The organism is Halorubrum sp. 48-1-W (genome assembly GCF_003287355.1).
Lineage (GTDB): Archaea > Halobacteriota > Halobacteria > Halobacteriales > Haloferacaceae > Halorubrum.
Genome location: NZ_QMIM01000016.1, coordinates 50,656 through 74,255, shown reverse-complemented (window position 1 = coordinate 74,255; position 23,600 = coordinate 50,656). Strand labels below are relative to the sequence as shown.

General features: G+C 69.4%; 20 protein-coding genes and 3 pseudogenes. 10 read left to right on the top strand and 13 right to left on the bottom strand.

From position 1 onward, the window contains the following. The first annotated feature begins 54 nt into the window (after window positions 1-54). From DQW50_RS08510 to DQW50_RS08490, 5 genes and pseudogenes are all read left to right on the top strand, one after another. Window positions 55-579, top strand: coding sequence for an Lrp/AsnC family transcriptional regulator (locus DQW50_RS08510; protein WP_112078861.1), 525 nt, complete (start codon window positions 55-57; stop codon window positions 577-579). 315 nt (window positions 580-894) lie between these two features. Continuing rightward, window positions 895-1,170: pseudogene (locus DQW50_RS08505) on the top strand (ubiquitin-like small modifier protein 1); the annotation flags it as partial. 66 nt (window positions 1,171-1,236) lie between these two features. Further along, window positions 1,237-1,539 (top strand): annotated as a pseudogene (locus DQW50_RS08500) (hypothetical protein); the annotation flags it as partial. Further along, window positions 1,539-1,949, top strand: coding sequence for a hypothetical protein (locus DQW50_RS08495; protein ID WP_112078860.1), 411 nt, complete (start codon window positions 1,539-1,541; stop codon window positions 1,947-1,949). The pseudogene DQW50_RS08500 and the gene DQW50_RS08495, both read left to right, overlap by 1 nt. Window positions 1,950-1,998: 49 nt before the next feature. Further along, the gene (locus tag DQW50_RS08490) at window positions 1,999-2,778 is read left to right on the top strand and encodes a fumarylacetoacetate hydrolase family protein (protein ID WP_112078859.1); all 780 of its coding nucleotides are present in this window, start codon (window positions 1,999-2,001) and stop codon (window positions 2,776-2,778) included. Window positions 2,779-2,804: 26 nt separating this feature from the next. Here DQW50_RS08490 and DQW50_RS08485 read toward each other — a convergent pair whose 3' ends face one another. Together DQW50_RS08485 and DQW50_RS08480 are read right to left on the bottom strand one after the other, a co-directional pair. Then, the gene (locus tag DQW50_RS08485) at window positions 2,805-3,995 is read right to left on the bottom strand and encodes a DUF418 domain-containing protein (protein WP_112078896.1); all 1,191 of its coding nucleotides are present in this window, start codon (window positions 3,993-3,995) and stop codon (window positions 2,805-2,807) included. 85 nt (window positions 3,996-4,080) lie between these two features. Next, complete coding sequence (locus DQW50_RS08480) at window positions 4,081-5,145, bottom strand: Gfo/Idh/MocA family protein (RefSeq protein ID WP_112078858.1); 1,065 nt, start codon at window positions 5,143-5,145, stop codon at window positions 4,081-4,083. A gap of 134 nt (window positions 5,146-5,279) precedes the next feature. On the opposite strand from DQW50_RS08480, the gene DQW50_RS08475 reads away from it, so the two are divergent. Continuing rightward, window positions 5,280-5,507 (top strand): flagella cluster protein, encoded by a 228-nt coding sequence (locus DQW50_RS08475; RefSeq protein ID WP_112078857.1) that lies wholly within the window; start codon window positions 5,280-5,282, stop codon window positions 5,505-5,507. 61 nt (window positions 5,508-5,568) lie between these two features. Here the strand turns inward: DQW50_RS08475 and DQW50_RS08470 are convergent, their stop codons facing one another. The 6 genes and pseudogenes from DQW50_RS08470 to DQW50_RS08450 all read right to left on the bottom strand — a co-directional run bounded on the left by DQW50_RS08470 (window position 5,569) and on the right by DQW50_RS08450 (window position 11,724). Next, a complete protein-coding gene (locus tag DQW50_RS08470; protein ID WP_112078856.1) occupies window positions 5,569-7,116 on the bottom strand; it encodes an MATE family efflux transporter in 1,548 nt (515 codons plus the stop codon). A gap of 104 nt (window positions 7,117-7,220) precedes the next feature. Beyond that, window positions 7,221-7,283 carry a hypothetical protein gene (locus DQW50_RS18850; RefSeq protein WP_394338582.1) on the bottom strand — a complete coding sequence of 21 codons (63 nt, stop codon included), beginning with the start codon at window positions 7,281-7,283 and terminating at the stop codon, window positions 7,221-7,223. Between the two features lie 89 nt (window positions 7,284-7,372). Next, a pseudogene (locus DQW50_RS08465) lies at window positions 7,373-8,281 on the bottom strand (mechanosensitive ion channel family protein); the annotation flags it as partial. Between the two features lie 178 nt (window positions 8,282-8,459). Next, complete coding sequence (gene trmB / locus DQW50_RS08460) at window positions 8,460-9,512, bottom strand: HTH-type sugar sensing transcriptional regulator TrmB (RefSeq protein WP_112078854.1); 1,053 nt, start codon at window positions 9,510-9,512, stop codon at window positions 8,460-8,462. An 88-nt stretch (window positions 9,513-9,600) separates the two neighbouring features. Next, window positions 9,601-10,407 carry a proteasome assembly chaperone family protein gene (locus DQW50_RS08455; RefSeq protein WP_112078853.1) on the bottom strand — a complete coding sequence of 269 codons (807 nt, stop codon included), beginning with the start codon at window positions 10,405-10,407 and terminating at the stop codon, window positions 9,601-9,603. A gap of 171 nt (window positions 10,408-10,578) precedes the next feature. Then, complete coding sequence (locus DQW50_RS08450) at window positions 10,579-11,724, bottom strand: metal-dependent hydrolase (protein ID WP_112078852.1); 1,146 nt, start codon at window positions 11,722-11,724, stop codon at window positions 10,579-10,581. Between the two features lie 123 nt (window positions 11,725-11,847). Here DQW50_RS08450 and aroA point away from each other — a divergent pair, with 123 nt between their 5' ends. Then, complete coding sequence (gene aroA / locus DQW50_RS08445) at window positions 11,848-13,185, top strand: 3-phosphoshikimate 1-carboxyvinyltransferase (RefSeq protein ID WP_112078851.1); 1,338 nt, start codon at window positions 11,848-11,850, stop codon at window positions 13,183-13,185. Window positions 13,186-13,219: 34 nt separating this feature from the next. On the opposite strand, the gene DQW50_RS08440 is transcribed toward aroA, so the two are convergent. Continuing rightward, entirely contained in the window at window positions 13,220-15,082 is a 1,863-nt protein-coding gene (locus tag DQW50_RS08440; protein ID WP_112078850.1) for a DEAD/DEAH box helicase, read from the bottom strand. Between the two features lie 109 nt (window positions 15,083-15,191). After that, window positions 15,192-15,878: a hypothetical protein gene (locus tag DQW50_RS08435; RefSeq protein WP_112078849.1), complete on the bottom strand. Its 687-nt coding sequence runs from the start codon at window positions 15,876-15,878 to the stop codon at window positions 15,192-15,194. Window positions 15,879-15,993: 115 nt separating this feature from the next. Between DQW50_RS08435 and DQW50_RS08430 the strand changes: the two genes are divergently transcribed. Then, the gene (locus tag DQW50_RS08430; protein WP_112078848.1) at window positions 15,994-16,518 is read left to right on the top strand and encodes a multiprotein bridging factor aMBF1; all 525 of its coding nucleotides are present in this window, start codon (window positions 15,994-15,996) and stop codon (window positions 16,516-16,518) included. A gap of 4 nt (window positions 16,519-16,522) precedes the next feature. On the opposite strand, the gene DQW50_RS08425 is transcribed toward DQW50_RS08430, so the two are convergent. The 3 genes from DQW50_RS08425 to DQW50_RS08415 all read right to left on the bottom strand — a co-directional run bounded on the left by DQW50_RS08425 (window position 16,523) and on the right by DQW50_RS08415 (window position 20,622). Next, on the bottom strand, window positions 16,523-16,660 hold the full coding sequence (locus DQW50_RS08425) for a rubrerythrin-like domain-containing protein (protein WP_112078847.1): 138 nt from the start codon (window positions 16,658-16,660) through the stop codon (window positions 16,523-16,525). A 111-nt stretch (window positions 16,661-16,771) separates the two neighbouring features. Continuing rightward, entirely contained in the window at window positions 16,772-19,711 is a 2,940-nt protein-coding gene (locus DQW50_RS08420) for a bacterio-opsin activator domain-containing protein (RefSeq protein ID WP_112078846.1), read from the bottom strand. A gap of 95 nt (window positions 19,712-19,806) precedes the next feature. Beyond that, a complete protein-coding gene (locus DQW50_RS08415) occupies window positions 19,807-20,622 on the bottom strand; it encodes a DICT sensory domain-containing protein (RefSeq protein WP_112078845.1) in 816 nt (271 codons plus the stop codon). A gap of 161 nt (window positions 20,623-20,783) precedes the next feature. Here DQW50_RS08415 and tpiA point away from each other — a divergent pair, with 161 nt between their 5' ends. Both tpiA and dnaK read left to right on the top strand, forming a co-directional pair. Next, complete coding sequence (tpiA, locus tag DQW50_RS08410; RefSeq protein ID WP_112078844.1) at window positions 20,784-21,428, top strand: triose-phosphate isomerase; 645 nt, start codon at window positions 20,784-20,786, stop codon at window positions 21,426-21,428. Window positions 21,429-21,606: 178 nt separating this feature from the next. Next, on the top strand, window positions 21,607-23,544 hold the full coding sequence (gene dnaK / locus DQW50_RS08405; protein WP_112078843.1) for a molecular chaperone DnaK: 1,938 nt from the start codon (window positions 21,607-21,609) through the stop codon (window positions 23,542-23,544). Window positions 23,545-23,600 lie beyond the last annotated feature (56 nt).

Sequence of the window (23,600 nt, the reverse complement as noted above, 5' to 3'; positions counted from 1 at the left end):
AGACGGGGCGTCTCGATACGTGGTTTTCTTGACCCGACGCCACGATGCTGGTGTATGAACGACGCGCTCCGGAGTTCTCCCGACCTCGACGAGACCGACCTCGCCATCCTCGAACGCGTCGAGGCGGACTTCGACGTCAGCCTCGAGACGCTCGCCGACGAGTTGGACCTGTCGACGTCGGCGGTCCACTACCGGGTGAACAAGCTCAAGGACAACGGGGTCATTCGAGGGGTCACGGCCGACGTCGACCCGATGGCGTTCGGGCTGGAGATGGTCGCGATCACGGACGTCTCGGTCACGCACGAACGTGGGTACTCGGACGACGTCGGCGAGGCGCTGTGTCGCATCGACGGCGTCGAGCAGGTGTTCTACACGATGGGCGACGTCGACTTCGTCGTCATCAGCCGCGTTCAGAGTCGCGTCCAACTCAACGACCTCATCGACCGCATGGTCGCCATCGACGGCGTCAACGAGACCTCCTCGCGGTTCGTGATGCGCGAGTTCGAGAACGGTCGGACCGTCACGGAGAACCTCCCTGAGCAAGCTCGAGACGCCGTCCTCGACCCGCCGACCGAGTGAGACGGGTCCTCCGCCGACAGCCCCGCCCGCCTCGGACCGATCAGCACCCGGGTCTCCCTTCTCTCCCGGACCCCTTCTCTCCCGGACCCCTTCTCCGTCGAGGCCGCAGTCACGGACGTTTTATATCCTTCGACGAGCAACCCGAAACCGGTGGCAGTGACGACGTGTTACCCCCACTGAGCCCCTTGTGACGACGGGTTTCCACCGAGCCACCACTTCCGACTCGCCGACGAACCACGGACCTCCACCCGCCGAACGGGTCGGACACCACCGGTGACGCCCGTTTTTAAGCCGCCGCGTCCCGACGTGGTGAGTATGGAACTGGAGTTGCGGTTCTTCGCGACGTTTCGGGAGGCTGCCGGGGGAAAGACCGTCGTCCACGAGTTCGACGACGGTTCCGACGTCGGCGACGTGCTCCGTGCCCTGGAGGCGGAGTACGAGGGGATGGACGGTCGGCTGATCGTCGACGGCGACCTCGCACCGCAGATCAACGTGTTGAAGAACGGTCGCGAGGTGTTACACCTCCAGGGGCTCGACACCGAACTCGTCGACGGCGACCGGCTCTCCGTCTTTCCACCCGTCGCCGGCGGCGGGGAGGACGTCGCGGATCCGTCGGAGTCGTCGGAATCACCCGAACCATCGGACCCGCTCGAACCGCCGACTGAACCGCCGGCCGAGTCGGGATGGGTTCGCAGGGAGGTCGCGTATCGGGGGATCTCCAGGCGGCTCGCAGCCCACTACCTCGAGAACCTCGGCGGCGAGCTCGTCGGCACCGACGACCCCGCGTCGGCGACGCGCGTCGACGGCGACGACTGGCGGGCGACCCTGGCCGCAGTGAAGGTGACCGCGGCGGCGTCGATCACGCTCACGGAGGTGACCGTCTCGTTCGCGGGCGAGGAGTCGGTCTTGGACGAGTTGCTCCCGAAGTTCAAACGGAAGGCGATGCGGGCCGGCGGCTGATGGGCGCTGGATCCGCCGGGGACGGTGCTGGAGGCAGTGAGGGGGACCACCCGATCGACGGGAACGCGCTCCTGAAGGCCGCGGCGCTCGCGAGCGTCCCCGCCGACCGGCTTCCGGTGCTCCTCGCGCGCGTCCAGGCCGACCTCGGCCCGCGTCTCGAGACGTACCGACGTCGCTACGAGCGGATCGAGTCAGCCCCGGACCGCGAGACGTTCCTCGTCGAGCCCGACCACTGGGACGGGGTCGGCGCACGGCTCGGCTTCGCCGACCGCGAGCGCGACGCGGTCGCCCGCGCCCACGAGACCGCGGTCGAACGGTGGGGGTCGACGACCGGCCGACGCGCGGAGTTCGAGACGGCCCTCGAGATCCGGTCGGCGGTCGTGATCGGGATCGAGGAAACGGGGGAGTGAGACCGCCCGCATCGACGGAGCTTTGTCGCCGGCGGGTGGACGCGTCGGCATGCGACTCGCTCGCCTGCTGACGCCCGACGGGCCGGTGGCCGGCCGGTACGAGGACGGGACCGTCGTCGTCGAGGACGGGGACGCGAACGGCCGGCACGGGAAAGACCGAGACGGGGACGGTTCACGCGGGACCTACGAGGTCGGCCGTGACGGTCGACTCCTCCCGCCGTGTGAGCCCGGCGCGCTCTACTGCGTGGGCCGGAACTACGTGGAGACGCTCGATCAGATGGCGTACGAGCGACCCGAGGAGCCGGACTTCTTCATCAAGCCGCCCGCGAGCCTCGTCGCACACGGCAGTGCGGTTCGGTACCCGGAGTGGACCGACGAGTTGACCTACGCCGGCGAGCTCGTCGCCGTGATCGACGAGCGGTGCCGCGACCTCGCTCCCGAGGACGTCCCCGACGCGGTCCGCGGATACACGGTCCTGAACGACCTCGACGCGTTAGACCAGAACGGGCGGACCGCACGGAAGGCGTTCGACGGCTCCGCCCCGCTCGGCCCCTGGATCGAGACGGACGTCGACCCGACCGGGCTCGACGTGACGACGACCGTCGGCGGGGAGCGCCGACAGGACGCGAACACCGAACTCATGCTGTTCGACCCGTACGAAACCGTCTCGTACCTCTCCCGGCGGTTCACCTTCCGACCCGGCGACTGTGTCGCGTTCGGGAGCCCCGCGAACCCCGGGCTCGTCGAGCCGGGCGAGCGCGTCGAGATCACCTACGAGGGTGTCGGAACCCTCTCGAACCGGATCGTGTCGGGGTCGGAGTCGGCGTAGGAACTCGGCCCGAGCCGGTCAGATGGCTACATCGGCTGGCGCTCGCCGTAGGTGAGCGTCCGCCAGAGCCACTCGACCGGGCCGAACCGGTAGCGCCGGAGCCACAGCACCGAGAGGGCCACCTGTATCGCCCAGAAGACGACGACCATCGAGAGCGCCTCGACGCGGGAGACGGCGCCGAACACCCCGAGCCCGTGCCCGTAGAAGACGGTCGTCGCCACGACGGTCTGGAGGAGGTAGTTCGTGAACGCGGTCCGACCGACCGCCGCGAACGCCCGCGTGGCCGGACCGTCGGGTCGCCACCGCACGTAGAGGGTGACGACGCCGACGTAGCCGCCGGCGACGAGGAGGCTACCGACGTAGTTGAACTGTCGCCAGAACAGCGCCGCGCCCGCGCTCCAGTCGTTGGCCTCGATGTACCAGACGCCGGCGAGGACGATCCCGATCCCGACGACTCCGCCCACGACGAGCCGACGATAGAACGCCGTGGAGCGTTCGCCGGTCAATACGCCCCACTTGTACAGCGCCATCCCGAGCAGGACGGTCCCGCCGACCCGCCAGAACGTGCCGCCGAGGAAGCCGACGGTCTGTCGCTCGAACGCGGTGGGGACGCGGTGGTCGAGTTGGGCGAGCCAGCCGCTCCGATAGGTCTCGACCTCGGCGCGGAGCACGGACTCGGCGGGTGTCCACTGGCCCGCGATCGCCTCGCCGCCGATAGTGAGCCCCGCGAACACCTCGAGGAGTGGCGTGACGAGCAGGAAGACGAGCGCCAACCCGGCGAGTGCCCGCGGCTCCCAGTCGTGTGCGAAGACGAGCGCCAGCCCGCAGAAGCCGTAGGCGACGAGGATGTCGCCGTACCAGAACAGGTACGCGTGCGCGAGCCCGATGGCGATCAGCCAGGCTGTCCGGCGGTAGTGAAGCTGTATGGCCGGCTGGCCCTTCCGCTCCTTGCTCTCGATGAAGAGGACGATCCCCGCCCCGAACAGCGCCGAGAAGAGGGTGATAAACTTCTGTTCGGCGAGGACGTGCCCGACGAGCCACGCCCAGTAGTTCGCCCCGGTGAAGTCGCCGAAGACGGTGGGGTTGAGGAGTGTCGTCTCGGGCATGGAGAACACCCGAACGTTGATCACGAGGATGCCGAGGACGGCCACGCCGCGGAGCGCGTCGAGGCTGACGATGCGTTCGGAGGGTGGCGTCGGTCCGGGCGAGTCGCTCACGATACGCGGGTCCACGGACTACAGCGACGAATAGGTTCGTGATCCGGTCGACAGCCGGCCTCCGATTCTCCGAGTTCGTTCGCGTTCAGCCGAGTCGGACCGCGCGGCCGGTCTCGGAGGACCGGTAGATCGCGTCGATCACGCGTTGGACGGCCAGCCCCTCCGCGACCGTGTTGATCGCGGGCTGTTCGCCCCCAGCGACGGCCTCGAGGAAGACGTCCTGTTCGGCCCCGTGGCTGTCGTCGTCGCGGGTCGTCACGTCCGTGTCCGAGAGGTGGTGGCCGCCGCCGACGCTCGCCTCGTGGAGCGTGAGCTCGTCCCGACCGCGGTCGAACGTCGCGCCCGCCCTGCTCCCCCGGATCACGAACTCGTCGGTCGGCGGCCGGTTCGCCGCCCACGCCACCTCCAGCGAGACGGTGCTGCCGTCCGCCCCGCGGATGAACGCCGAGGCGGAGTCGTCGACGTCGAACCCCCCCGGTCCCTCGTCTCCCCCCCAGGTGTCGATGTACGCGTAGTCGTCGCGACCGCCGAACTCCGAGCGTGTCTCGCCGGTGACCTCGACGACCTCGGGATGGTCGAGGAAGTAGAGGGCGAGGTCGATGGCGTGGACGCCGATGTCGATGAGTGCGCCGCCGCCGGCGACCGCTTTGGAGGTGAACCAGGAGCCGCGACCGGGCACGCCTCGGCGCCGGACGTAGTTCGCTTCGACGTGTTTCGTCTCGCCGAAGCGACCCTCGTCCTGGTAGTGTTTGATCACCTGGACCGGTTTCCGGAACCGGTTGTTGAACCCGACCATACAGAACCCCTCCGCGTCCGCTGCCGCGTCAGCGATCCGCTCCGCGCTCTCGAGGGTGTGTGCGAGCGGCTTCTCCAAGAGCACGTCGAGCCCGGCCTCCAGCGCCCCCGTGGCGTACTCCTCGTGGAACCGGTTCGGCGTGGTGATCAGGACGGCCTCGCAGTCGGCGTAGAGCTCCTCCGGGTCCTCGTAGGTGTCGACCCCGAACTCGTCGTAAAAGCGTCCTCTGGCGTCCGCGTCGATGTCCATCCCGCCGACGAGGTTCGCGTCCCGGTCGAGGAACTGCCTCGCGTGGTGGGTGCCGATCCCGCCGAGGCCGACGATCCCGACCGCGACGTCGTTGGCGCTGATCATGGTCCAAGACTCACAATGGGTGTTGTTAAAATTCACGTTCCGACCGACTGAAGCGTCGATCGACATGCCTCCCTCGACGTCCGAACCGTCCTCGCGTCCGCGGATTCAAACCCCTCGGACGCGGATCCCGGCGTATGCCCGAGTTCGACGTCCACGAGCACCGGCATGCGCTGAAACAACTCAGAGACACCGGTGAGACGAGTCTCTGGGAGAACCGGGAGGGACTCGCGTGTCCAGCCTGCGGGGAGCCGTTCGATCGGCTCTTCACCACGACCAAGCCGTCGACGCGGTTCCCCGAGAACGACGGGTCCCGGTTCTGTCTCGTCCGCGACGACGACGCCGTCCACCTGTTCCGCCACTGACCGGAACGCCGACGTCTCGGTCCTCGAGACGGCGTCGATCGGCCTCCGGTGGGGGAGTCGATCAGTCCTCCGAGAGCGGGTCGCCTCCGGATACGGGCTCGTCGATGTATCGGTCCGCCCACGTCCCACGGGAGAACCACGCGACGCCGACGACCGCGCCGAGGACGTTCCCGAGGGCCATGCCGACCCAGACGCCGGTCGCGCCCCAGCCAGCGACGAACACGAGGTACCCCACGCTGGCGACCCGGCCGACCCACAGTGTGAGCACGGAGATGACCATCGCGGTCTTGGTGTTCCCGGCCCCGCGGAACGCCCCGAGGATCACCTGCGAGACGCCGATGAAGGCGAACTCGACGGACCGGAGCCGGACGTACTCCACGGCGTACGAGACGGTCGCGGGCGCGTTCGGGACGTCCCCGAGGAAGACGGAGACGATCGGTTCGGTGAACGTCACCGCGACCACGGCGACGAGGAACATCACGCCGGCTCCGGCCGTCGCCGCGACACGCACGGCGCGGCCCGCGCGGTCCGCACGCTCCGCACCGAGGTTCTGTCCGACCATCGTGTCGATGGCGCGGCCGAGCCCCATCGCGGGGAGGAACACGAGCGAGATGAGCCGGTTCCCGAGCCCGTAGGCGGCGACGACGGGCGGCGAGAAGGTGACGACCATCGCCGTGAGCGTGATCATCGCCAGCGCGCTCGTCGTCTGCTCGACGCTGGAGGGCAGTCCCAGCCGAAAGATGTCCTCGATGAACTCGAGGTCCGGCCGTAGGTCCGCGAGCGCCACGTCGGGACCGAGGTCGGTCGCGAACAGCGCCCAGATCCCGATCGCGGTGGCGACCCCGCGAGCGAGGATCGTCGCCAGCGCGGCCCCCTCGATCCCGTACCCGGTGAAGCCGGTCGACGCGAGCAACGACGCCTCGATCGCGACGGGGTCCAGCGCCGCGACGCCCGGCAGCGACGCGAGCCAGCGGAAAAGCGGGTTGTCGGCGAACCCGAAGATCAGGAACGGGTCGAGCAGGACGTTCAAAACCACCGAGACGAACATCACCGCCATCGGGGTCCGCGTGTCGCCGTACCCCCGCATCAGCGCCGAGAAGACGAAGAACCCGAACATCAGCGGGATCCCGAGGAAGATGACCTCCATGTAGTCGGCTGCCAGCGGGATCACCGTTGCGGCGGTGTCGGCGTCGCTGGGAAGCAGTTCCAGCGCCGGACGGGTGTAGAAGTAGCCGCCGACCCCGATGAACACCGAGAGGACCGCCACCGTGAGGATCGTCTGGCCGGCGACGTGACCCGCCGACTCGTCGCCTTTCGCGCCCGTGTACTGTGCGACGAGGATCGCGCCCGCGGTGGTGAACCCGCCGGCGACCGCGATGAGCAGGAATATCAGCGGGAACGCGAGGCTGATCGCGCCGACTGCCTCCGCCGAGAGCCGACCGAGGTACAGCGTGTCGACGACGTTGTACGTCACTTGGAGCAGTTGGATGACGACGATGGGCCACGCGAGGTGGAACAGCGGCCGGAGGAGGCTCCCTTCGGTGATCGAATCCGCCGACGACCCGTCGTCTGGGACGTCTCCGGAGGAAGTGGAGGGCTCGTCGCTCACTATCTAATAACCGCTCAGTCGACATATCACGCTTCCGATCGCGGAACGTGGTGCCCGAAGAGGGGTCTCAGGGCCGTTCGGTCTCGGTGCTCGACTCCACCCCTTCAGACGGTCCGGACGCATCGGCCGATCCGGACCCGTCGGCCGATCCGGACCCGTCGGCCGATCCGGACTCCCCGGCCGATCCGGACGCATCGGCCGATTCGGCTTCGGTGGTCGGTTCGGACTCGGCCGTGGAAGCGGGCGTCGCCTTGGACCCGACAGGCGTCCCGCGGACGCCGACCTCAGCGACGCCGGAGGCGTCGTCGAAGACGAGCTGACGGTGCGGGTACGCCATCTCCACGTCGGCGTCCGCGAGCCGCTCGCGGATCCGGATGTTCACGTCCGACTGGACCTTTCCGAGCTTGTACGGCTTTTTCACCCAGTAGCGGAGCCGTAGCAGGACGCCGTTGTCGGCGAACTCGTGGATCCGGCAGTCCGGGCTCGCGGTGTAGCGGGCCACGCCGATCCTGATGTCCGGCCCGCCGTCGATGACCGCCTCGCAGTCGCGGGCGGCGCGCTCGATCAGCCGGCGGGCCTCCGTCACGTCACCCTCGTAGGTGACGAGCACGTCGATGGTGCGCCGGGTGCGTTCGTCCTCCGCGGAGTAGTTCGTCACGTCGCGCTCGCGCATCGCGCCGTTCGGAACCACCCGAAACGTATTGTCGAGGGTGAATATCTTCGTGTACCGGATGGTGATGTCCTCGATGAACCCCTGGGTCCCGTCGTCCAACTCCACCATGTCACCGATCTCGAACGGCTGGTCCGCGAGGACGAACACGCCGTTGATGAAGTTCCCGACGAGCGGCGCGAGGATGATACCGACCACCGCGGAGAGCACGGCGGTCCCGATCAGGAGGTCTGTGAACTGGAACCCGACCACCCAGAGTCCGGTGAGGAACGCGGCCACGATCGTGCCGACGCGGACGCCGCGGACGACGGTCTGTGCGACGCTCTGTCGCGAGAACCGCCGAGCCACCGGCCGACCGATGATCCGAACGATGACCCGCGCGAGTACCGCCCCGACGACGACGGAGAGAACGACGACGAGCAGTCGGATCCCGGGGATCGCGGCGAGCCACGAGGCCCACTCGACGATCGGGGCCGGCCCCGTGGATTGTGCCATACGCACACGGCGTCTCCCATTCGAAAAAACGTTTCCTCCGTGGAACCGGACGGCAACCCGTCCGAGGGGGTCGACGGCGATCCGAGACGATCCCTCCCGGCGGGAAGGGGAAACGCGTCGGGACGCTCCCGGTCAGCCCTCGCAGGACGCCCCGGTCAGCCCTCGCAGGACGCCCCGGTCAGACCTCGGGTGGCGCGCCGCGGCCGATGACGATCACCTGGCCTTCCACGTCCTCCAACGCGGCGACGCGACCGCCGATCTCGACCGGGCCGTCGTCGGTCTCGACGACGAGCGAGGCGACCTCCTCCGTGTCCTCGAACGCGACGTCGACCACCCGTCCGCGGACCGTGACGGGCTGGCCCGTCTCGATGTCGCGACCCTCGACCGTCGCGTAGAAGTCGTCGTCGTCGAACTCGCGAACGTCCTTGACCGCTCGCCGGATCGAGGCGTACCGGCGCGGGAACGGCCGGGCCTTCCCGTCGGCGGCGAGCGTCTCCGCCGTGGTCCACAGGACCGTTCCGAAGAACCCGGAGACGAGGAACCCGAGCGCGGAGCGGTTGAAGATGACGCCGTACCGCTCGCGGTCGTCGCGGAGGGCGTCCTGGGTCGCGTACACGGAGTACTCCCCGTCCCCGACCGCGAGGACCGGCGTGGTGATCCCCCGTCGTGCGCGCGCGATGGTCGCGACGTCGAGGTAGTCGAACTCCTCCGGATCGGGCGCGCGGGCGGCCGGCGTCACGAGCAGCTCGACGCTGACGCCGCTTTCCACCTTCTCTCTCAGTTCCCCGCGGAACCGCCGGAGGAGGTCGGGCGTGAGCGAGACGGCGAGTTCGTACTCCGCGCCGCGTATGACCTCCTCGAGGTAGCGCAGGATCGTCGATCGGGACTTCACGAGCGACACCGCCTCGGTCTCGCGGGTCGGCGCGGTGTACCGCGCCTCGAGTTCGTCGACCATCTCGGTAAACGACGAGCGGAGCTCCTCGAACGCGTCGTCCGGATCGACGGCGACGATCTTCATCGGGCGCGACTCGCGGAGCTCGACGAGCCCGCGGTCCGCGAGGCTCCGCACCGTGTCGTACACCCGCGGTTGCGGGATGTCGGTCCGGTCGGCGATGTCGCTCGCGGTCAACTCGCCGTGTTCCAACACCGCGAGGTACGCGTCGATCTCGTACTCTCCCAGGTTGAACCGGTCCCCGACGTGATCGAGCGTCGTCCGGAGGTCGTCCGTCATGGTCGGGTCGAGGAGGGCAACCGGTATAGCTTTTTACTATGAGCTGAGTTGTACGTGATTCCGGAGGGTGCTCTATCGGCCTCTCCGTTCACATGTACATCCGGTCGTAGGTCCCCTCCGGTTCGCGCTCTTCGATCCGCTCCGCGAGGTCCTCGTAGTGGCGGCGGATCTCGGCCGCGAACGACTCCAGGGGACCGGCGTCGACCCCGAGGTCGTAGACGTCATCGGCCGTCTCGACGAGCCGAACTGCGGCCTCCACGTCGGGCGCCTGCGCGTGGACGGGCGTCACGAACACGCCGACACCGAGCGGGGAGTCCATCCCACGTTCGAGCAACGCCGCGTTCACGCCGTCGAGAAAGCCCGACTCCATGGCAGGGACCTCCGCGTCCGGTAGCCGGGACTCGCGGTAGTCGTCGGTCGCGACGTAGAAGGTCCGATGGGCCTCCGGACCGTGTGGGATCGGAACACCGGAGAGGACGGCGATCTCGGTCACGTCGTTCGCGGCGGTCCATTCGAGGACCGACGTCGCCAGCGACTCGCCGAGGACGGAGGGGACGAACTGCTCGGCGACGAGGACGGTCACGTCGACGTCGTCCGCGGAGTACAGCCTCGTCGGGTGGCGGGGCCGTCCCTTCGCGAACGGCGTGATCGAGGGGAGCCCCTCGGCAGTGACGTGACCGCGGACTTCCAGCTCGAGGTCGTCGATCAGGTAGTCGACGGCGGTGAGCCCGGCGAGACCGTACGCCGAGAACCCCGCGATGAGCGTCTCGCTCGGGGACGATTCGTGAGTAACGCTGAACGACGGACGACGGTCGGGGGCGCGCGGAAACGCGGGCGGCTTCCGGGGACTGTCGCTCTCGCCGGCTCGTGCGGGTGCGTCGTCGGTGTCTCCCATACGTCGTCTTCGACCGCGTGGGTGTTAGTTTCTTACCTCGACCCCGTTACTCGCGAGCGGGAACCCGCGCTCCCGACGTCTTCGCGTTCGACCCGAGAACGCGTCCCGACCTCCGGCCGGCTCGCCCCGGCTGTACCGGGTTCCCGACGCGCGACGGATGCCGCCCGGAGTTCACGCCGGAAGGACGCCGCCGACCGCCACGGAGAGGAGTTCGGCTGTAACGTACACCGCCGCGTATCCGACCAGTGCGGCCGCGATCCCGACGAGCGCGGTGACCGTGACCTCGAACGCCGAGTGCGGGACGGCGATCCGCCGGCGGAGCGCGTCCGATCCCGGAAGCGAGAGTTCGGAGCCGATCCTCCCCGCGTTCGCCGTCCGCCCCCGGCGTTCGGCCGTCCGCCCCCGCCACTCGGTCGCCCGCCCCCGCCACTCGGTCGCCCACCCCCACCAGCCGGCCGACCCGGGCGTCACGGGCAACCCGCCGCAGACGACGCCGACGGCGAGAATGGAGAACACGAAGTGGTACGACACCTCGAGCGTCGGCGGCGTCATGAGGACGGCGGCGACGCCGTAGGCCACCCCGGCAGTAGCGCGCGGATCGACCGCGCCCCGCCACGAGCGGTCGGTCACGGTGGCGACTGCGACCACCGCGAGCCAGACGACGGCCAACTCGAGCGCGAACGCGCCGAGCAGGTGGACCGTCGGGTCGCCGTGGAGCAACACCCGCCCGTCGAGCACCTGGACATCGAACGGGTAGAACAGCTTCGGCGGTTCGCCGGTGACGAGGTCGCCCCACGGGTGCGAGAGCAGTCCGAAGACCGCCGCGCCCGCAACGGCGCGTCCGGAGAGGTCGGTCCGTGATCGACCCAGCGTCGCGAGCGCGAGCCCCCCGACCGCGAACGTCCCGAGGACGACCAGCCCGAGCGTGCCGTTCCGCACCGACGCGATCGCGACGATCACGGCCAGCACGGCCACGGAGAGGAGCGATCCGGCCACCCGAACCCACGGCCGACGGTCCCACGCGACCGCCCAGAGGCCGAACGCGCCGCCGGCGAGGACCGACACGACGAGCGAGTGGGTCAACGCGCGATGGACGTCGCGGGTGGCGTCCCAGAGGGTGCTCGGCCGGGTCAGCGACTCCGCGGAGAGGCTGGCGAGATCGATCGCCACCGCCGCGTACGCCATGTCGACGTCGGGGAGCGCAGCGAACGCCCCGGCGACCACCCCGAGCGCCAGCGCCCGCTCGGTAGACCAGCCCAGTCGGTCCGCGAGGAGGGCCGCGAGGGCGAACGCGAACAGCGCGTGACCGATGAACACGTGCCGCGGGTACGGCCACGAGGGACATAAGCGGCTCGCAGGTCACGTGAGATCACGGCACGTTCCGGATGTGAGCGTCCCGCATCCGGTACCCACTTACCGACGCGCGCGACAGGGGACGACATGGACGTTCACGTCACCCGGTCCACGGTCGAAGGGACGGCCCGCGCGCCGCCCTCGAAGAGCTACACGCACCGCGCGTTACTCGCTGCGGGATACAGCGACGGTGCGACGGTAACCTCGCCGCTCGTCTCGGCCGACACCCGGGCGACCGCCCGCGCCGTGACCGCCTTCGGCGGCTCCGTCGAACCGGTCCCCGAGGAGTGGGACCCCGATCGGGACGCGGTCGACGTCGACGGCTTCGACGGTCGTCCCGCGGTCCCCGACGACGTCATCGACTGCGGGAACTCGGGGACGACGACCCGTCTCGTCACCGGTACCGCCGCGCTCGGCGACGGCGGAACCGTCCTCACCGGCGACTCGTCGCTCCGGTCGCGGCCGCAGGGACCGCTTCTCGAGGCGCTCACCGACCTCGGCGTCCGCGCCGAATCGACTCGGGGCAACGGCCAGGCTCCCCTCGTCGTCTTCGGCCCGCTCTCTGGCGGCGAGGTAGCGATCCCCGGCGACGTCTCCTCGCAGTACGTCACCGCGCTGTTGATGGCCGGGGCGGTCACCGACGACGGGGTCGAGGTGTCGCTGACGACGGAGCTCAAGTCCGCGCCCTACGTCGACATCACGCTCGAGCTCCTCGCCGACTTCGGTATCACGGCGGAGCCGGTCGGCAGCGAGACTGCCGACGGCGCGGACGGGTTCGTCGTCCCCGGCAACCAGACGTACGCCCCCGAGGGTGGGCAGTACGCGGTCCCCGGTGACTTCTCGTCCATCTCGTACCTCGTCGCTGTCGGCGCGGTCGCCGCCGCCCCCGACGGCGCGGTCCGGATCGAGGGAGCCCGCCCGAGCGCGCAGGGCGACGCCGCCATCGTCGACGTCGTGGAACGGATGGGCGCGTCGATCGATTGGGACCGCGAGACGGGCGTCATCACGGTCGAGCGGTCCGCCCTTTCCGGCGTCGAGGTCGACGTCGGCGACACGCCCGATCTCCTCCCCACGATCGCGGCGCTCGGGGCGGTCGCCGACGGCGACACGCGGATCGTCAACTGCGAACACGTCCGCTACAAGGAGACCGACCGGGTGGCCGCGATGGCCGAGGAGCTCGAACGGCTCGGCGCAGCGACGACCGAGGAGCCGGACGTGCTCACGGTCCACGGCTCGGAGAGCGACCTCCGCGGCGCGACCGTCGACGGCCGGGCGGACCACCGGATCGTGATGGCGCTCGCGGTCGCCGCGCTCGTTGCCGAGGGAACGACGACGATCCGCGGCGGTGAACACGTCGACGTCTCGTTTCCGGCGTTCTTCGAGACGATGGGAGACCTGGGCGCGACGATCGAACACGGGGAGTGAACGCGGGGAAACGGTCCATGAGGTAGTACACACGTCACTCCGCGACGTTCGTCTCGCGCACCCGAACGCCCTTGCGCGCGAGGTGCCGCATCTGCCGCTGGGCGAACTCCTCCTCGCTCGTCCCGCGGGTCGCGAGCACGTACACGAGCGCGGAGCCCGCGGGACGCATCGTTCGTCCGGCGCGCTGTGAGCCCTGCCGGCGGGAGCCGCCGAGCCCGCTCGCGACGACCGCGAGCTCCGCGTTCGGCAGGTCGATCCCCTCGTCGCCGACCCGGGAGACCACGAGCGTGTCGAGGTCGCTCCCCTCGTCGCGGAACCGCCGGAACAGCTCCGCACGCTCGTGGTGCGGCGTCTCCCCGCTGACGAAGGGGACCCCGAGCGCCTCGGCGATCGCCTCGCCGTGGTCGAGGTACTCGATGAACACGAGCGCCTTCTTGTCGCGGTGGGCTGCGAGCAGGTAGCGGACCTCCTCGACCTTGGCGGGGTTCTCCGCTGCGAGCCGGCGACGCTCCCGCCCGTCGGCGCTGGCGTACTCGTTCCGGGCCAGCTCCTCGCGCCAGGGGACGTACCGGATCTCGACTTCCGGCTCCTGGACGAACCCCGCCTCGAACAGGGCGTCCCAGTCGGCACCGATCGGCGGACCGATCAGGGTGTAGATCTCCTCCTCGCTTCCCGTCTCGCGGACCGGCGTCGCCGAGAGCCCGAGCCGATGCTTGCTCTGGAGCTCGGCGGTGCGGGAGTAGACCGGGGCGCTGACGTGGTGTGCCTCGTCGAAACAGATCAGTCCCCACTCCCGGGAGTCGAAGAGGCTCCGGTGTCGGTCCATCCCGGCGATCTGGTAGGTCGCGATCGTGACCGGACGGATCTCCTTTCGACCGCCGTGGTACAGCCCCACGTCCGCGGGGTCGACCGTGGAGTGGGCGAGGAGTTCCTCGCGCCACTGTTCGGCGAGCTCGCGGGAGGGGACCAGGATCAGCGTCTCGCCGCCGACGGCCGCGATCGTCGCGATGGCGGCGACCGTCTTGCCCGAGCCCGGCGGCCCGACGTACACCCCCGAGCGGGCCTCGAGGAACGTCTCGACCCACGCTTCCTGGTAGTCGCGAAGTTCGGTCGTGAGGTCGACGTCGACCGGGTCGCCCGTCTCGAGGTCGCGGTCGTCCTCGACGGGATAGCCGGCGTCGTACAGCGCGCGTTTGACGCTCGCGACGGCGTCCTCGTTCACCCACGCCTCCGTCTCGGAGATCGGCGCGCGGAGCTGTCCGTCCTCGAGGTGGCTCTCGGCGACGTTGCCCATCAGGCTCTCGTTGGCGGCCTCGAGGACGACGTACCCGTCCGCGTGGGTGTACAGCCGGAAGCGGTGTGCGCGCCGCCACTGGTCGCGGATCCACTCCTCGAGGTGCTCGAACCGCCGGGGAAGGACGGAGCGAAGGCTCGCGATCAGCGCGTCGGCGTCCTCGAAGGGCGCGGCCCACACGTCCTCCTGGCGGATCCGGTAGAGGTATCCCCGCGTGCCGGGCTCGGTGCCGGTCGTGTCGACGAGGTACGCGAACTGTGAGAGCCGCGCCCGGGTGAACTGCGTCGGCCGGTCGACGACGATCTCCCGGCGGCTCGGGAAGACGACCACGCGCTCGCGGGACGCCAGCGCGCCCCAGTCGGTCGGGTAGAAGACGACGGGGTCGCTCTCGACGTCGAGCCGGTCCACCTCCCCGCGCTCGACCAGGTCGGCGAGCGCGTCGCGGGCGGCGGCCTGCGTCGTCCCCAGCCGGCGGGCGACCTCGCTCGCGGTCGCGACGGGACGCTCCTCGGCTTCGAGCGCCTCGTGAAACCGATCGAGCGGGATCTCGTCGGGCATCTCGGGATTGTCGCCGGCGGCGGGATCGCCGGTGTCGTCGGTCATCACTTCCCGGTTCGACAGCGACGCTGAAATGGGTAGCGTCACCGGACCGTCGAGACCACGCGGACCACGGTCACGGGGTCGAGCCGGCGGACCGTGGGACGGTCGCCGTCTATCGTCCGGGCGACGGCCCGTGACAGCGTCGCGAGGTGATCGCGTCCTTCGACCGGAACCGGCAGCCGCAGTCGACACACCGGACGAACGGTTCGCCGGGGTCGGTCTCCAGGCGGTGTCCGCCGACGACGAACGGACGCGTGACCGCGCGGGGGCGGATCCGGTCGGGGATCGCCGCCGCCGCCTCGCTGAGCGCGGCCCGCAGGGCGATGGTGTCGACGTCGACCGGGTCGAACCGTCCCGCCTCGAGGGCGGCCTCGCGGTCCGCCACCTCGGTCCACCCCGTGACGACGACCGGCGAGGCGGTCTCGGTGTCGCTCACGACGACGACGAACCGGATCCCACCCTCGACGAGCGCGAACCGCCAGCCGTCGGTCCGGTTCCAGCGGAGTTGCCCGCTGCGGATCGCGTCGGTGACGGTCCGCGTGGAGACGTATCTCCCGGGCTGGTGGAGCCGTTTCCGGAAGTGGTCCGTGAGCGCGTACAAACTCGGGTCGCGGAGGGGAGGGTCCTCCGGCGATCGGGCGACCGCGGGTCGGGCGCCCCGCGGTTCCGACGCGAGGGAACCGGCCGTCGGCGCCCGTCGCGTACGATCCGGCGACGCGGTCGTGGACGTGGTGCGACGCTCCGTCGATCCGGGACGGGGTGTATCGGCACTCCCCGGCCCGCCCTGTCGGGATGCCACTGGGTCTGGATATAGCACGGGTTCATATGATTGTTACGGCGACACACGGTCCCGGTCGTGGGGATCGGACGGTGGCGGCGCACCCTTTATACGACCGGCTGTGTTAGCCCCGCATATGCCCCAGTGTGAAATGTGTGGTGCCGAGCAGGCCTCCCTGACGACGACGAAGGTCGAAGGCGCCGAGTTGGAGCTGTGTAGCTCCTGTACGGACTTCGGCACGGAGGTCCGCGAGGAGCCGAGCAGTTCGGCGGGGAGCAAGTACTCGACGAGCTCCAGTTCGGGCACCCCCTCGTCCTCGGGGGGTTCCAGCGGCTCCGGCGGCTCCTCGGGCGGGTCACAGCGTCGCCGCGACATGTTCGACGACATGGAGGAGATCGCCACCGACTACGACGACCGGATCCGGCAGGGCCGGGAGTCGAAGGGACTGAGCCAGGAAGAGCTCGCGGACGACCTCAACGAGAAGGCGAGCCTGATCCGGAAACTCGAGCGCGGCGACACCCTCCCCACCGACGAGATCCAGCGGAAGCTCGAGCGCGCGCTCGACGTCTCGCTCGTCGAGGGCGAGGAGGTCGACGCCGACTGGGAGTCGAACGACGCGGGCACGATGACGCTCGGCGACGTCGTCAAACGGAAGGACTAGGCCCCTACTCGAGCGGAGTCCGGCGGTTCCGCATCGTGCTCTCGCACTCGGGACAGGTCCCCGGATTCGTCCCGACGACGACGGTCCCGCAATCGAAACACTCGTACGCTGCTCTCCCGGCGTCTTGGGTCACGTCTCTCATTGTATACGTGAGCACCGTTCGGATGCTCTACCGGACGGTAGCCGTGGGCCTCCGAGTAGCGTGTGGTTCAGTATTCAACCCTTTCGTGTTCACGTGGTTGAATATTGAACCCTACGTCGGGCCGGCGCCGTCGACGTTCCGTTCCTCGAAGAGCGTGGAGAACAGTTTTCGCTGGACGGTACGGGCGTGTCGGTAGAACGCGGACGGAGAGATCTCGAGCGTCTCGGCGATCTCCTCCCCGGAGCGCTCCCGCGGGGATTCGAAGAACCCGGCGTAGTACGCGGTCTGGATCACCTCGAGCTGTCGCTCGGTCACCTCGCCGAGGAACCGTGAGTGGAGGTCGCGGTCGGCCGTGCGGTCCCGGGTGCGCTTCGAGACGAGCTGTGTCTCCCCGAATCGCTCCTCCAGGAGCCGGCCGATCCGCGAGACGTCGGCGCTGTCGGGGACGTCGACGACGATGCTCGTCGACGTCGGCGTGGCGGACGCGCCGTGAAACAGAACCCCGTGGTCGGCCAGTTCCTGTGCGAGGAACGGCCGTGAGAGCCGTAGCCGTAACACGCCCCCCGTCTCCGTCGCGTTGATCTCCTTGACCGACTCCACCACGAGGAGCCCCCGTGCGACCGCTGTGACCGACTCGACGGTCGCCCCGTCCACGTCGACGAAGACGTAGCTCCCGGCTGCCGTCTGGCGTGCGCCACCCTGATACGCCACCGTACACGAGGCGGCACGCGCCAGCCGCGAGAGGAGAAACGACGGGTCCTCGACGGCGAACTCGACTCGCGTCGTCGACGTCGTCAGCAGGGCGTTCTTCCGTTCTATCGCGCCCATCGCGGAGGCGATCGTCTCGCCGAGCTCCGCGAACACCTCCCGGACCATCCCGGAGAACGCCTCCCGCTCCGCTGCGTAGACGGTGAGGACGCCGTACGTCAGATCGTTGTAGACGAGGGGGACGCTGATCACGGACAGGTAGTCGCGCGCGACCGCGGCTTTTCGCCACTCCTCCTCGCGGAGTCCGCCCGGAACGTTCCCGACGACGGTCACCTCCCCGGTCGACGCGGTCCGTCCGGCCGGTTCGCCGCCGTCGTCGGTCAGCGGGACGGATCGGTCGTCGAGGTAGCCGCGGTCCGTGCCGGCCCACGCCCGCGGGGTGAGGCTCCCGCCGGCCGCGTCCGTCGACCCGATCCACGCGAACCGAAAGCGGTCCTCGCCGGTCAATAACTCACAGACCGCGTGTTCCATCTCCTCGCGGGTCCCCGCGCGAACGAGCGCACCGTCGACCTCCCGGATCGTCTCGTTGATGCGGTTCAACGCCGTGAGACGGTCGTTTCGCTGTTGTAGCTCACGGTCCTGTTCGCGGAGCCGCTCCTCGCGGCCGATACGGTCGAACGCGGCCTCGGCGGTCGCCGCGAGCAGGTCGGCGAGCTCGCGGGTCACCTCGTCGAACACGCCGGTTTCCGTCGTCCCGGCGACGAACACGCCGTGTCCGCCCAGCGGAACGAACGCGGCACTCCGGAGGTCGGTCGACCGGTCCGCGAGCCGGTCGTCGGCGTGGACGTCGTCGAGGAACAGCCGCTCGTCCTCGACGAACGTGTGGCCAACGAGCGTCCTCCCGTCGGCGTCGATCGGCGATGGCGGTCCGTGGACCTCCCGCATCCCGGCGGAGTACGCGACCGGGCGGAGCACGTTGGCGTCGGGGTCGAAGCGGTACACCGCGCCGGCCTCGAGCCCGAGCACGTCCGGCGCGTCCGCCGTGACGCGTCGAGCGATCTCCTCGTCGGTTCCGGCGTACAGGAACTCGCGTGCCGTGTCCTGGAGCGTCGCGAGCGCCCGTTCTCGCTGTTTGCGTTCGGTGACGTCACGACAGCTGTACAGGAGCGTCCCGTCGTGGATGGACACCTCCCGGACGTTGACTAAGAGCGCGTGTTCGCGACCCGTGTTGTCCGTCACCGTACACTCGATGTTCTTCAACACGCCCGACTCGGCGAGGACTTCCCGGTCGAAGAGGTCCTCGCCGAGGAGGTCGTCGATGGTGCCGAGTTCGCGGATCTCCCCGGCCGTGTATCCGAAGATGAAGTGAACGTTCGGGCAGACGTAGGTGTACTCGCCGTCCTCGTCCGTGATGAGGACCGTGTCGGTCATGTTGTTGAGCGTGACTCGATGGAGTTCCTCGGACCGACGGAGGTCGCGTTCCACGTCGGCGTGGTCCGTGATGTCGACGCCCTCGACGACGACGGAGACCAACTCGCCCCGGTCGTCGGTGATCGGACGCGCGGACAGTTCGACCACGGCGCGGTCGTCTCCGCCGTTCCCGTGGTCGTCTCCGGCCCCACCCGCGACTCGACGGTCGGAACCGCGGATGACGACCGCGTTCCCGAACTCGCCCTCGAGTGCGGTCTCGACTACCTGTCGGACGTCCCCCCGAACGCGATCGGTGTCGGACCAGCGGGGTAGCTCCCAGAGGGGGACGGCCGCGCTTTCGGCCGACTCGGCGGGGACGGTCGCGTCGCTCCCGTCACGCCCGCCCGACAGCTCGCGGGCGGTCCGGTTCATCCGATCCACGGTGCCGTCGGCGTCGAGCACCCACGTCGCGGTCCGAGGGTCGCGAAAGATCGCGTCGAACTGTCTGGCACGGTCGTGCCGAGCGCGGTCGTGACGGGCCGTCTCGACGACGGTCTCGGTTCGCTCGAGGAGGCAGTGAACCGGGTCGCCGTCGGGATCCAGACGCACGTAGTCGCTGACTCCGGCGGCGATGGCCTCGCTCGCGAGCGCCTCGCTCCCGGACGCGGTCGCCACGATCACGGGAAGCGTCGCGTCCCGGTCACGGATCGACCGGAGCAGGTCCACCCCGGAGGTCTCGGGGAGTCGATGTGTGGTGACGACGGCGTCCGGTCGTCGCGTTCGGATCGCTTCGAGCGCGTGTGTTTCGGTCGGGACCGCCCGAACCGTCGCTCCGAGATCGGTCTCCAGCGCGTCGGCGAACGGCTCGGTCCACGTCGCGTCCCCGACCAGTAGCAGCCGCGAGGGGGACGGCGTGCTCGACTCGGTGGTCATCACTCGCCGTTGAACGCCGGCCCGGTTCAAGACATCGACCGATCGCCGACGGCGCTCGCGGCGGATACACGCCCTCGGGACGGGGAGGTGCCGACTCAGGCGGTGGCGTCGTCTTCGTCCCGGTGTTCCGACCCCCAGTACCGTCCGGTCAAGTAGTCGACGACCCGATCGACCGTGTCGGGGTCGTAGCTCCAGAAGCCGTAGAACCGCCCGGGCTCGCGCTCCTCGGCGAGTAGCACGCACTTCGCGCCGTCGAACCCGCCGCCGTCGTAGGCGACGAACCACGTCTCGCGGATCTCGGCGGTTCGGCCGATGTGAAGGGTGAAGTTCGCCGATTCGGGGGCGTCGCCCTCCGCGGCGGCGTAGGCGTGGACCTCGAGGCGGTCCTTTCCGCTGAGCCTGTCGTACGTGTTCGACTCGCCGGCCAGCACGTCGAGCGTCTGGAACCCCGCGTGGAGTTCGCCGTCCCCGACGCGCCACGCCCGGTCCTCTATCTCGCGGGAGGCGGCGACCATGTCCGATCGGGAGTAGGAGGTGAACAGGGTCTCCTCGAGGTGATCGAGGACCGGTCGACCGACTCGCCGAGGGGTCGGTCCGTCGCTCGCTCCGGTCGACCCGTCGGCGTGGTCGGCATCGTCGGTGTCGAGGCGGTCCGCGCGGTCGTCACCGGCCGAACCGGCGTCGTCGGCGTCGGGCAGGAGGTCGGCTATCGCGGTCGCGGTCACGAACTCGCCGTCGCGAGAGAGCACGGCGTATCCCGTCGGGCCGTCCGCCGCCGGCTCGGCGACCACCCGGAGGTTACGGTCGGCGAAGTGCTCCGCGAGCGTCGACGCGACCTCCGGGTCCGGATCGAACACCGTCAGCGTGGCTTCGCGGGCCTCGACGCCGGAAATTATCTCGATGAGCGACATGCGATATTCGACCCGTCGTGACGCGGGTTCGTCTGTCGGTATTCCTCGCGGGTTAATAGTGTTACTCCGGGGAACCGGAGCGATCAGGAAGTCACCGGAGCGATCAGGGAGTCACCGGAGCAACCACGAAGGTATTTGCGGTCCCGCACGTTACCCCGGGTATGTTCATCCTGGTGAACCTCAAGGCGTATCCCTGTGATCCGATCGAGGTCGCGACCGCCGCCCGCGACGTCGCCGAGACGTCCGGCGCGCGGATCGCCGTCTCGCCACAGGCCGCCGACCTCGCACGCGTCGCGGAGACGGACGTCGAGACGTGGGCTCAACACGTCTCGCCGAACGCGCACGGCTCGTACACCGGCTCGACGCTGGCGGAGGCGGTCGCCGAAAACGGGGCCGAGGGGACGCTCATCAACCACTCGGAGAACCGGCTGAAGCTCGCCGACGTCGACGGCTCCGTCCGGGCGGCCGAACGGGCCGACCTGGAGACGATCGTCTGTGCGAACAACCCGGCGCAGGTCGCCGCGGCCGCGGCGCTCTCGCCCGACGCGGTCGCCGTCGAGCCGCCGGAGCTCATCGGCGGCGACGTCTCCGTCGCGACGGCCGACCCCGGCATCGTCGAGGACGCGGTCACAGCCGCCGAGGAGGTCGACCCCGACGTCGACGTGCTCTGCGGGGCCGGCGTCTCCACCGGCGACGACGTGGACGCGGCGGCCGACCTCGGCGCGTCCGGCGTCCTCCTCGCGTCAGGCGTCGCCAAGGCGGACGACCCGGTTGGGGTGCTCGAGGACCTCGTCTCGGGGATCTGAATCGACTGAACGCCCCGACCGTCGTCGCTCCGGCTGGGCTTGCGGGTCAGTATAAAGACATCGATGTGAGTGGCTACCACGATCGAGGAAAACGCCCGACGTAAGCGGTATCGGGTCGATATCGGTATCGGGGCGTCTAGTAACCTTTAACCGACACAAGCCGGTATTCGTAGGCAAGATGGCGACCAACAAGATCCTGGGTATCGACCTCGGTACCACCAACTCCGCCTTCGCGGTGATGGAGGGCGACGAACCCGAGATCATCGCGAACGCGGAGGGCGACCGGACGACGCCGTCCGTCGTCGCCTTCTCCGACGACGGCGAGCGGCTCGTCGGGAAGCCGGCGAAGAACCAGGCCGTCCAGAACCCCGACCGGACGGTCCAGTCGATCAAACGGCACATGGGCGATGCGGACTACACCGTCGGGATCGGGGACGACGAGTACAGCCCCGAGCAGATATCGGCGATGATCCTCCAGAAGATCAAACGCGACGCGGAGGAGTACCTCGGCGACGACGTCGAGAAGGCCGTGATCACGGTCCCCGCCTACTTCAACGACAAACAGCGGCAGGCGACGAAGGACGCCGGCGAGATCGCCGGCTTCGAGGTCGAACGGATCGTCAACGAGCCGACCGCGGCCTCGATGGCGTACGGCCTCGACGACGAGTCGGACCAGACCGTCCTCGTGTACGACCTCGGCGGCGGTACCTTCGACGTGAGCGTCCTCGACCTGGGCGGTGGCGTCTACGAGGTCGTCGCCACGAACGGAGACAACGACCTCGGCGGCGACGACTGGGACGACGCGCTCATCGACCACCTCGCCGAGGAGTTCGAGAACAACCACGGGATCGACTTACGGGAGGACCGACAGGCGCTCCAGCGGCTGAAGGACGCCGCCGAGGAGGCGAAGATCGAGCTGTCGAACAAGAAGGAGACGACGGTCAACCTCCCCTTCATCACCGCGACCGACAGCGGCCCGGTCCACCTCGAGCAGTCCGTCACGCGCGCCACCTTCGAGAACCTCACCTCGGACCTGCTCGACCGTACCGTCGAGCCGACCGAAGGGGCGCTCGCCGACGCCGGCTACGACAAGGGCGACATCGACGAGGTCATCCTCGTCGGCGGTTCGACCCGGATGCCGCAGGTCCAGGCGAAGGTCGAGGAACTGGTCGGCCAGGAGCCGAAGAAGAACGTCAACCCTGACGAGGCGGTCGCGCTCGGCGCGGCGGTCCAGGGCGGCGTGCTCTCCGGCGACGTCGACGACATCGTCCTGCTCGACGTCACCCCGCTCTCGCTCGGCATCGAGGTGAAGGGCGGCCTGTTCGAGCGGCTCATCGAGAAGAACACCACGATCCCCACCGAGGAGTCGAAGGTGTTCACCACCGCTGCGGACAACCAGACCTCCGTCAACGTCCGCGTCTTCCAGGGGGAACGCGAGATCGCCGACGAGAACGAGCTGCTCGGCGCGTTCCAGCTGTCGGGCATCCCCCCGGCGCCCGCCGGAACCCCGCAGATCGAGGTCTCCTTCAACATCGACGAGAACGGGATCGTTAACGTGGAGGCCGAAGACCAGGGCTCCGGCAACGCCGAGTCGATCACGATCGAGGGCGGCGTCGGCCTCTCCGACGAGGAGATCGAGCAGATGCAAGAGGAGGCCGAGAAGCACGCCGAGGAGGACGAGGCCCGCCGCGAGCGGATCGAGGCCCGCAACGAGGCCGAGACGGCGATCCAGCGCGCGGAGACCCTCCTCGAGGAGAACGAGGAGAACGTCGACGACGACCTCGTCGCGGACATCGAGGCTGCGATCGAGGACGTCGAGGAGACGCTGGAGGACGAGGACGCCGAGACCGAGGAGATCGAGTCGGTCACCGAGGCGCTCTCCGAACAGCTCCAGGAGATCGGCAAGCAGATGTACCAGCAACAGCAGGCCGCACAGGCCGGTCCCGGTGGTGCGGGCGGCGCCGGTGGCATGGGTGGCGCCGGCCCCGGTGGCATGGGTGGCGCTGGCCCCGGCGGCGCCGGCCCCGGCGGCGCCGGGGCGAACGGTGCGGGCGACGACGAGGAGTACGTCGACGCCGACTTCGAGGACGTCGACGACGAGGACGACGAGGAGTAGCGACGCGGGGAGACCAGCCCCCCGAGCCGTCGGCCGCGCCGTTTAACACGACCGAA

Bases quoted from the DNA above. Each gene is read 5' to 3' on its own strand.
- DQW50_RS08440 (WP_112078850.1), bottom strand. From the start codon at position 15,082: ATGACCGACGACACCGGCGATCCCGCCGCCGGCGACAATCCCGAGATG.
- DQW50_RS08430 (WP_112078848.1), top strand. From the start codon at position 15,994: ATGCCCCAGTGTGAAATGTGTGGTGCCGAGCAGGCCTCCCTGACGACG.
- DQW50_RS08420 (WP_112078846.1), bottom strand. From the start codon at position 19,711: ATGACCACCGAGTCGAGCACGCCGTCCCCCTCGCGGCTGCTACTGGTC.
- dnaK (WP_112078843.1), top strand. From the start codon at position 21,607: ATGGCGACCAACAAGATCCTGGGTATCGACCTCGGTACCACCAACTCC.
- DQW50_RS08510 (WP_112078861.1), top strand. From the start codon at position 55: ATGAACGACGCGCTCCGGAGTTCTCCCGACCTCGACGAGACCGACCTC.
- tpiA (WP_112078844.1), top strand. From the start codon at position 20,784: ATGTTCATCCTGGTGAACCTCAAGGCGTATCCCTGTGATCCGATCGAG.
- DQW50_RS08425 (WP_112078847.1), bottom strand. From the start codon at position 16,660: ATGAGAGACGTGACCCAAGACGCCGGGAGAGCAGCGTACGAGTGTTTC.
- aroA (WP_112078851.1), top strand. From the start codon at position 11,848: ATGGACGTTCACGTCACCCGGTCCACGGTCGAAGGGACGGCCCGCGCG.
- DQW50_RS08415 (WP_112078845.1), bottom strand. From the start codon at position 20,622: ATGTCGCTCATCGAGATAATTTCCGGCGTCGAGGCCCGCGAAGCCACG.
- DQW50_RS08455 (WP_112078853.1), bottom strand. From the start codon at position 10,407: ATGGGAGACACCGACGACGCACCCGCACGAGCCGGCGAGAGCGACAGT.
- DQW50_RS08480 (WP_112078858.1), bottom strand. From the start codon at position 5,145: ATGATCAGCGCCAACGACGTCGCGGTCGGGATCGTCGGCCTCGGCGGG.
- trmB (WP_112078854.1), bottom strand. From the start codon at position 9,512: ATGACGGACGACCTCCGGACGACGCTCGATCACGTCGGGGACCGGTTC.
- DQW50_RS08475 (WP_112078857.1), top strand. From the start codon at position 5,280: ATGCCCGAGTTCGACGTCCACGAGCACCGGCATGCGCTGAAACAACTC.
- DQW50_RS08495 (WP_112078860.1), top strand. From the start codon at position 1,539: ATGGGCGCTGGATCCGCCGGGGACGGTGCTGGAGGCAGTGAGGGGGAC.
- DQW50_RS08490 (WP_112078859.1), top strand. From the start codon at position 1,999: ATGCGACTCGCTCGCCTGCTGACGCCCGACGGGCCGGTGGCCGGCCGG.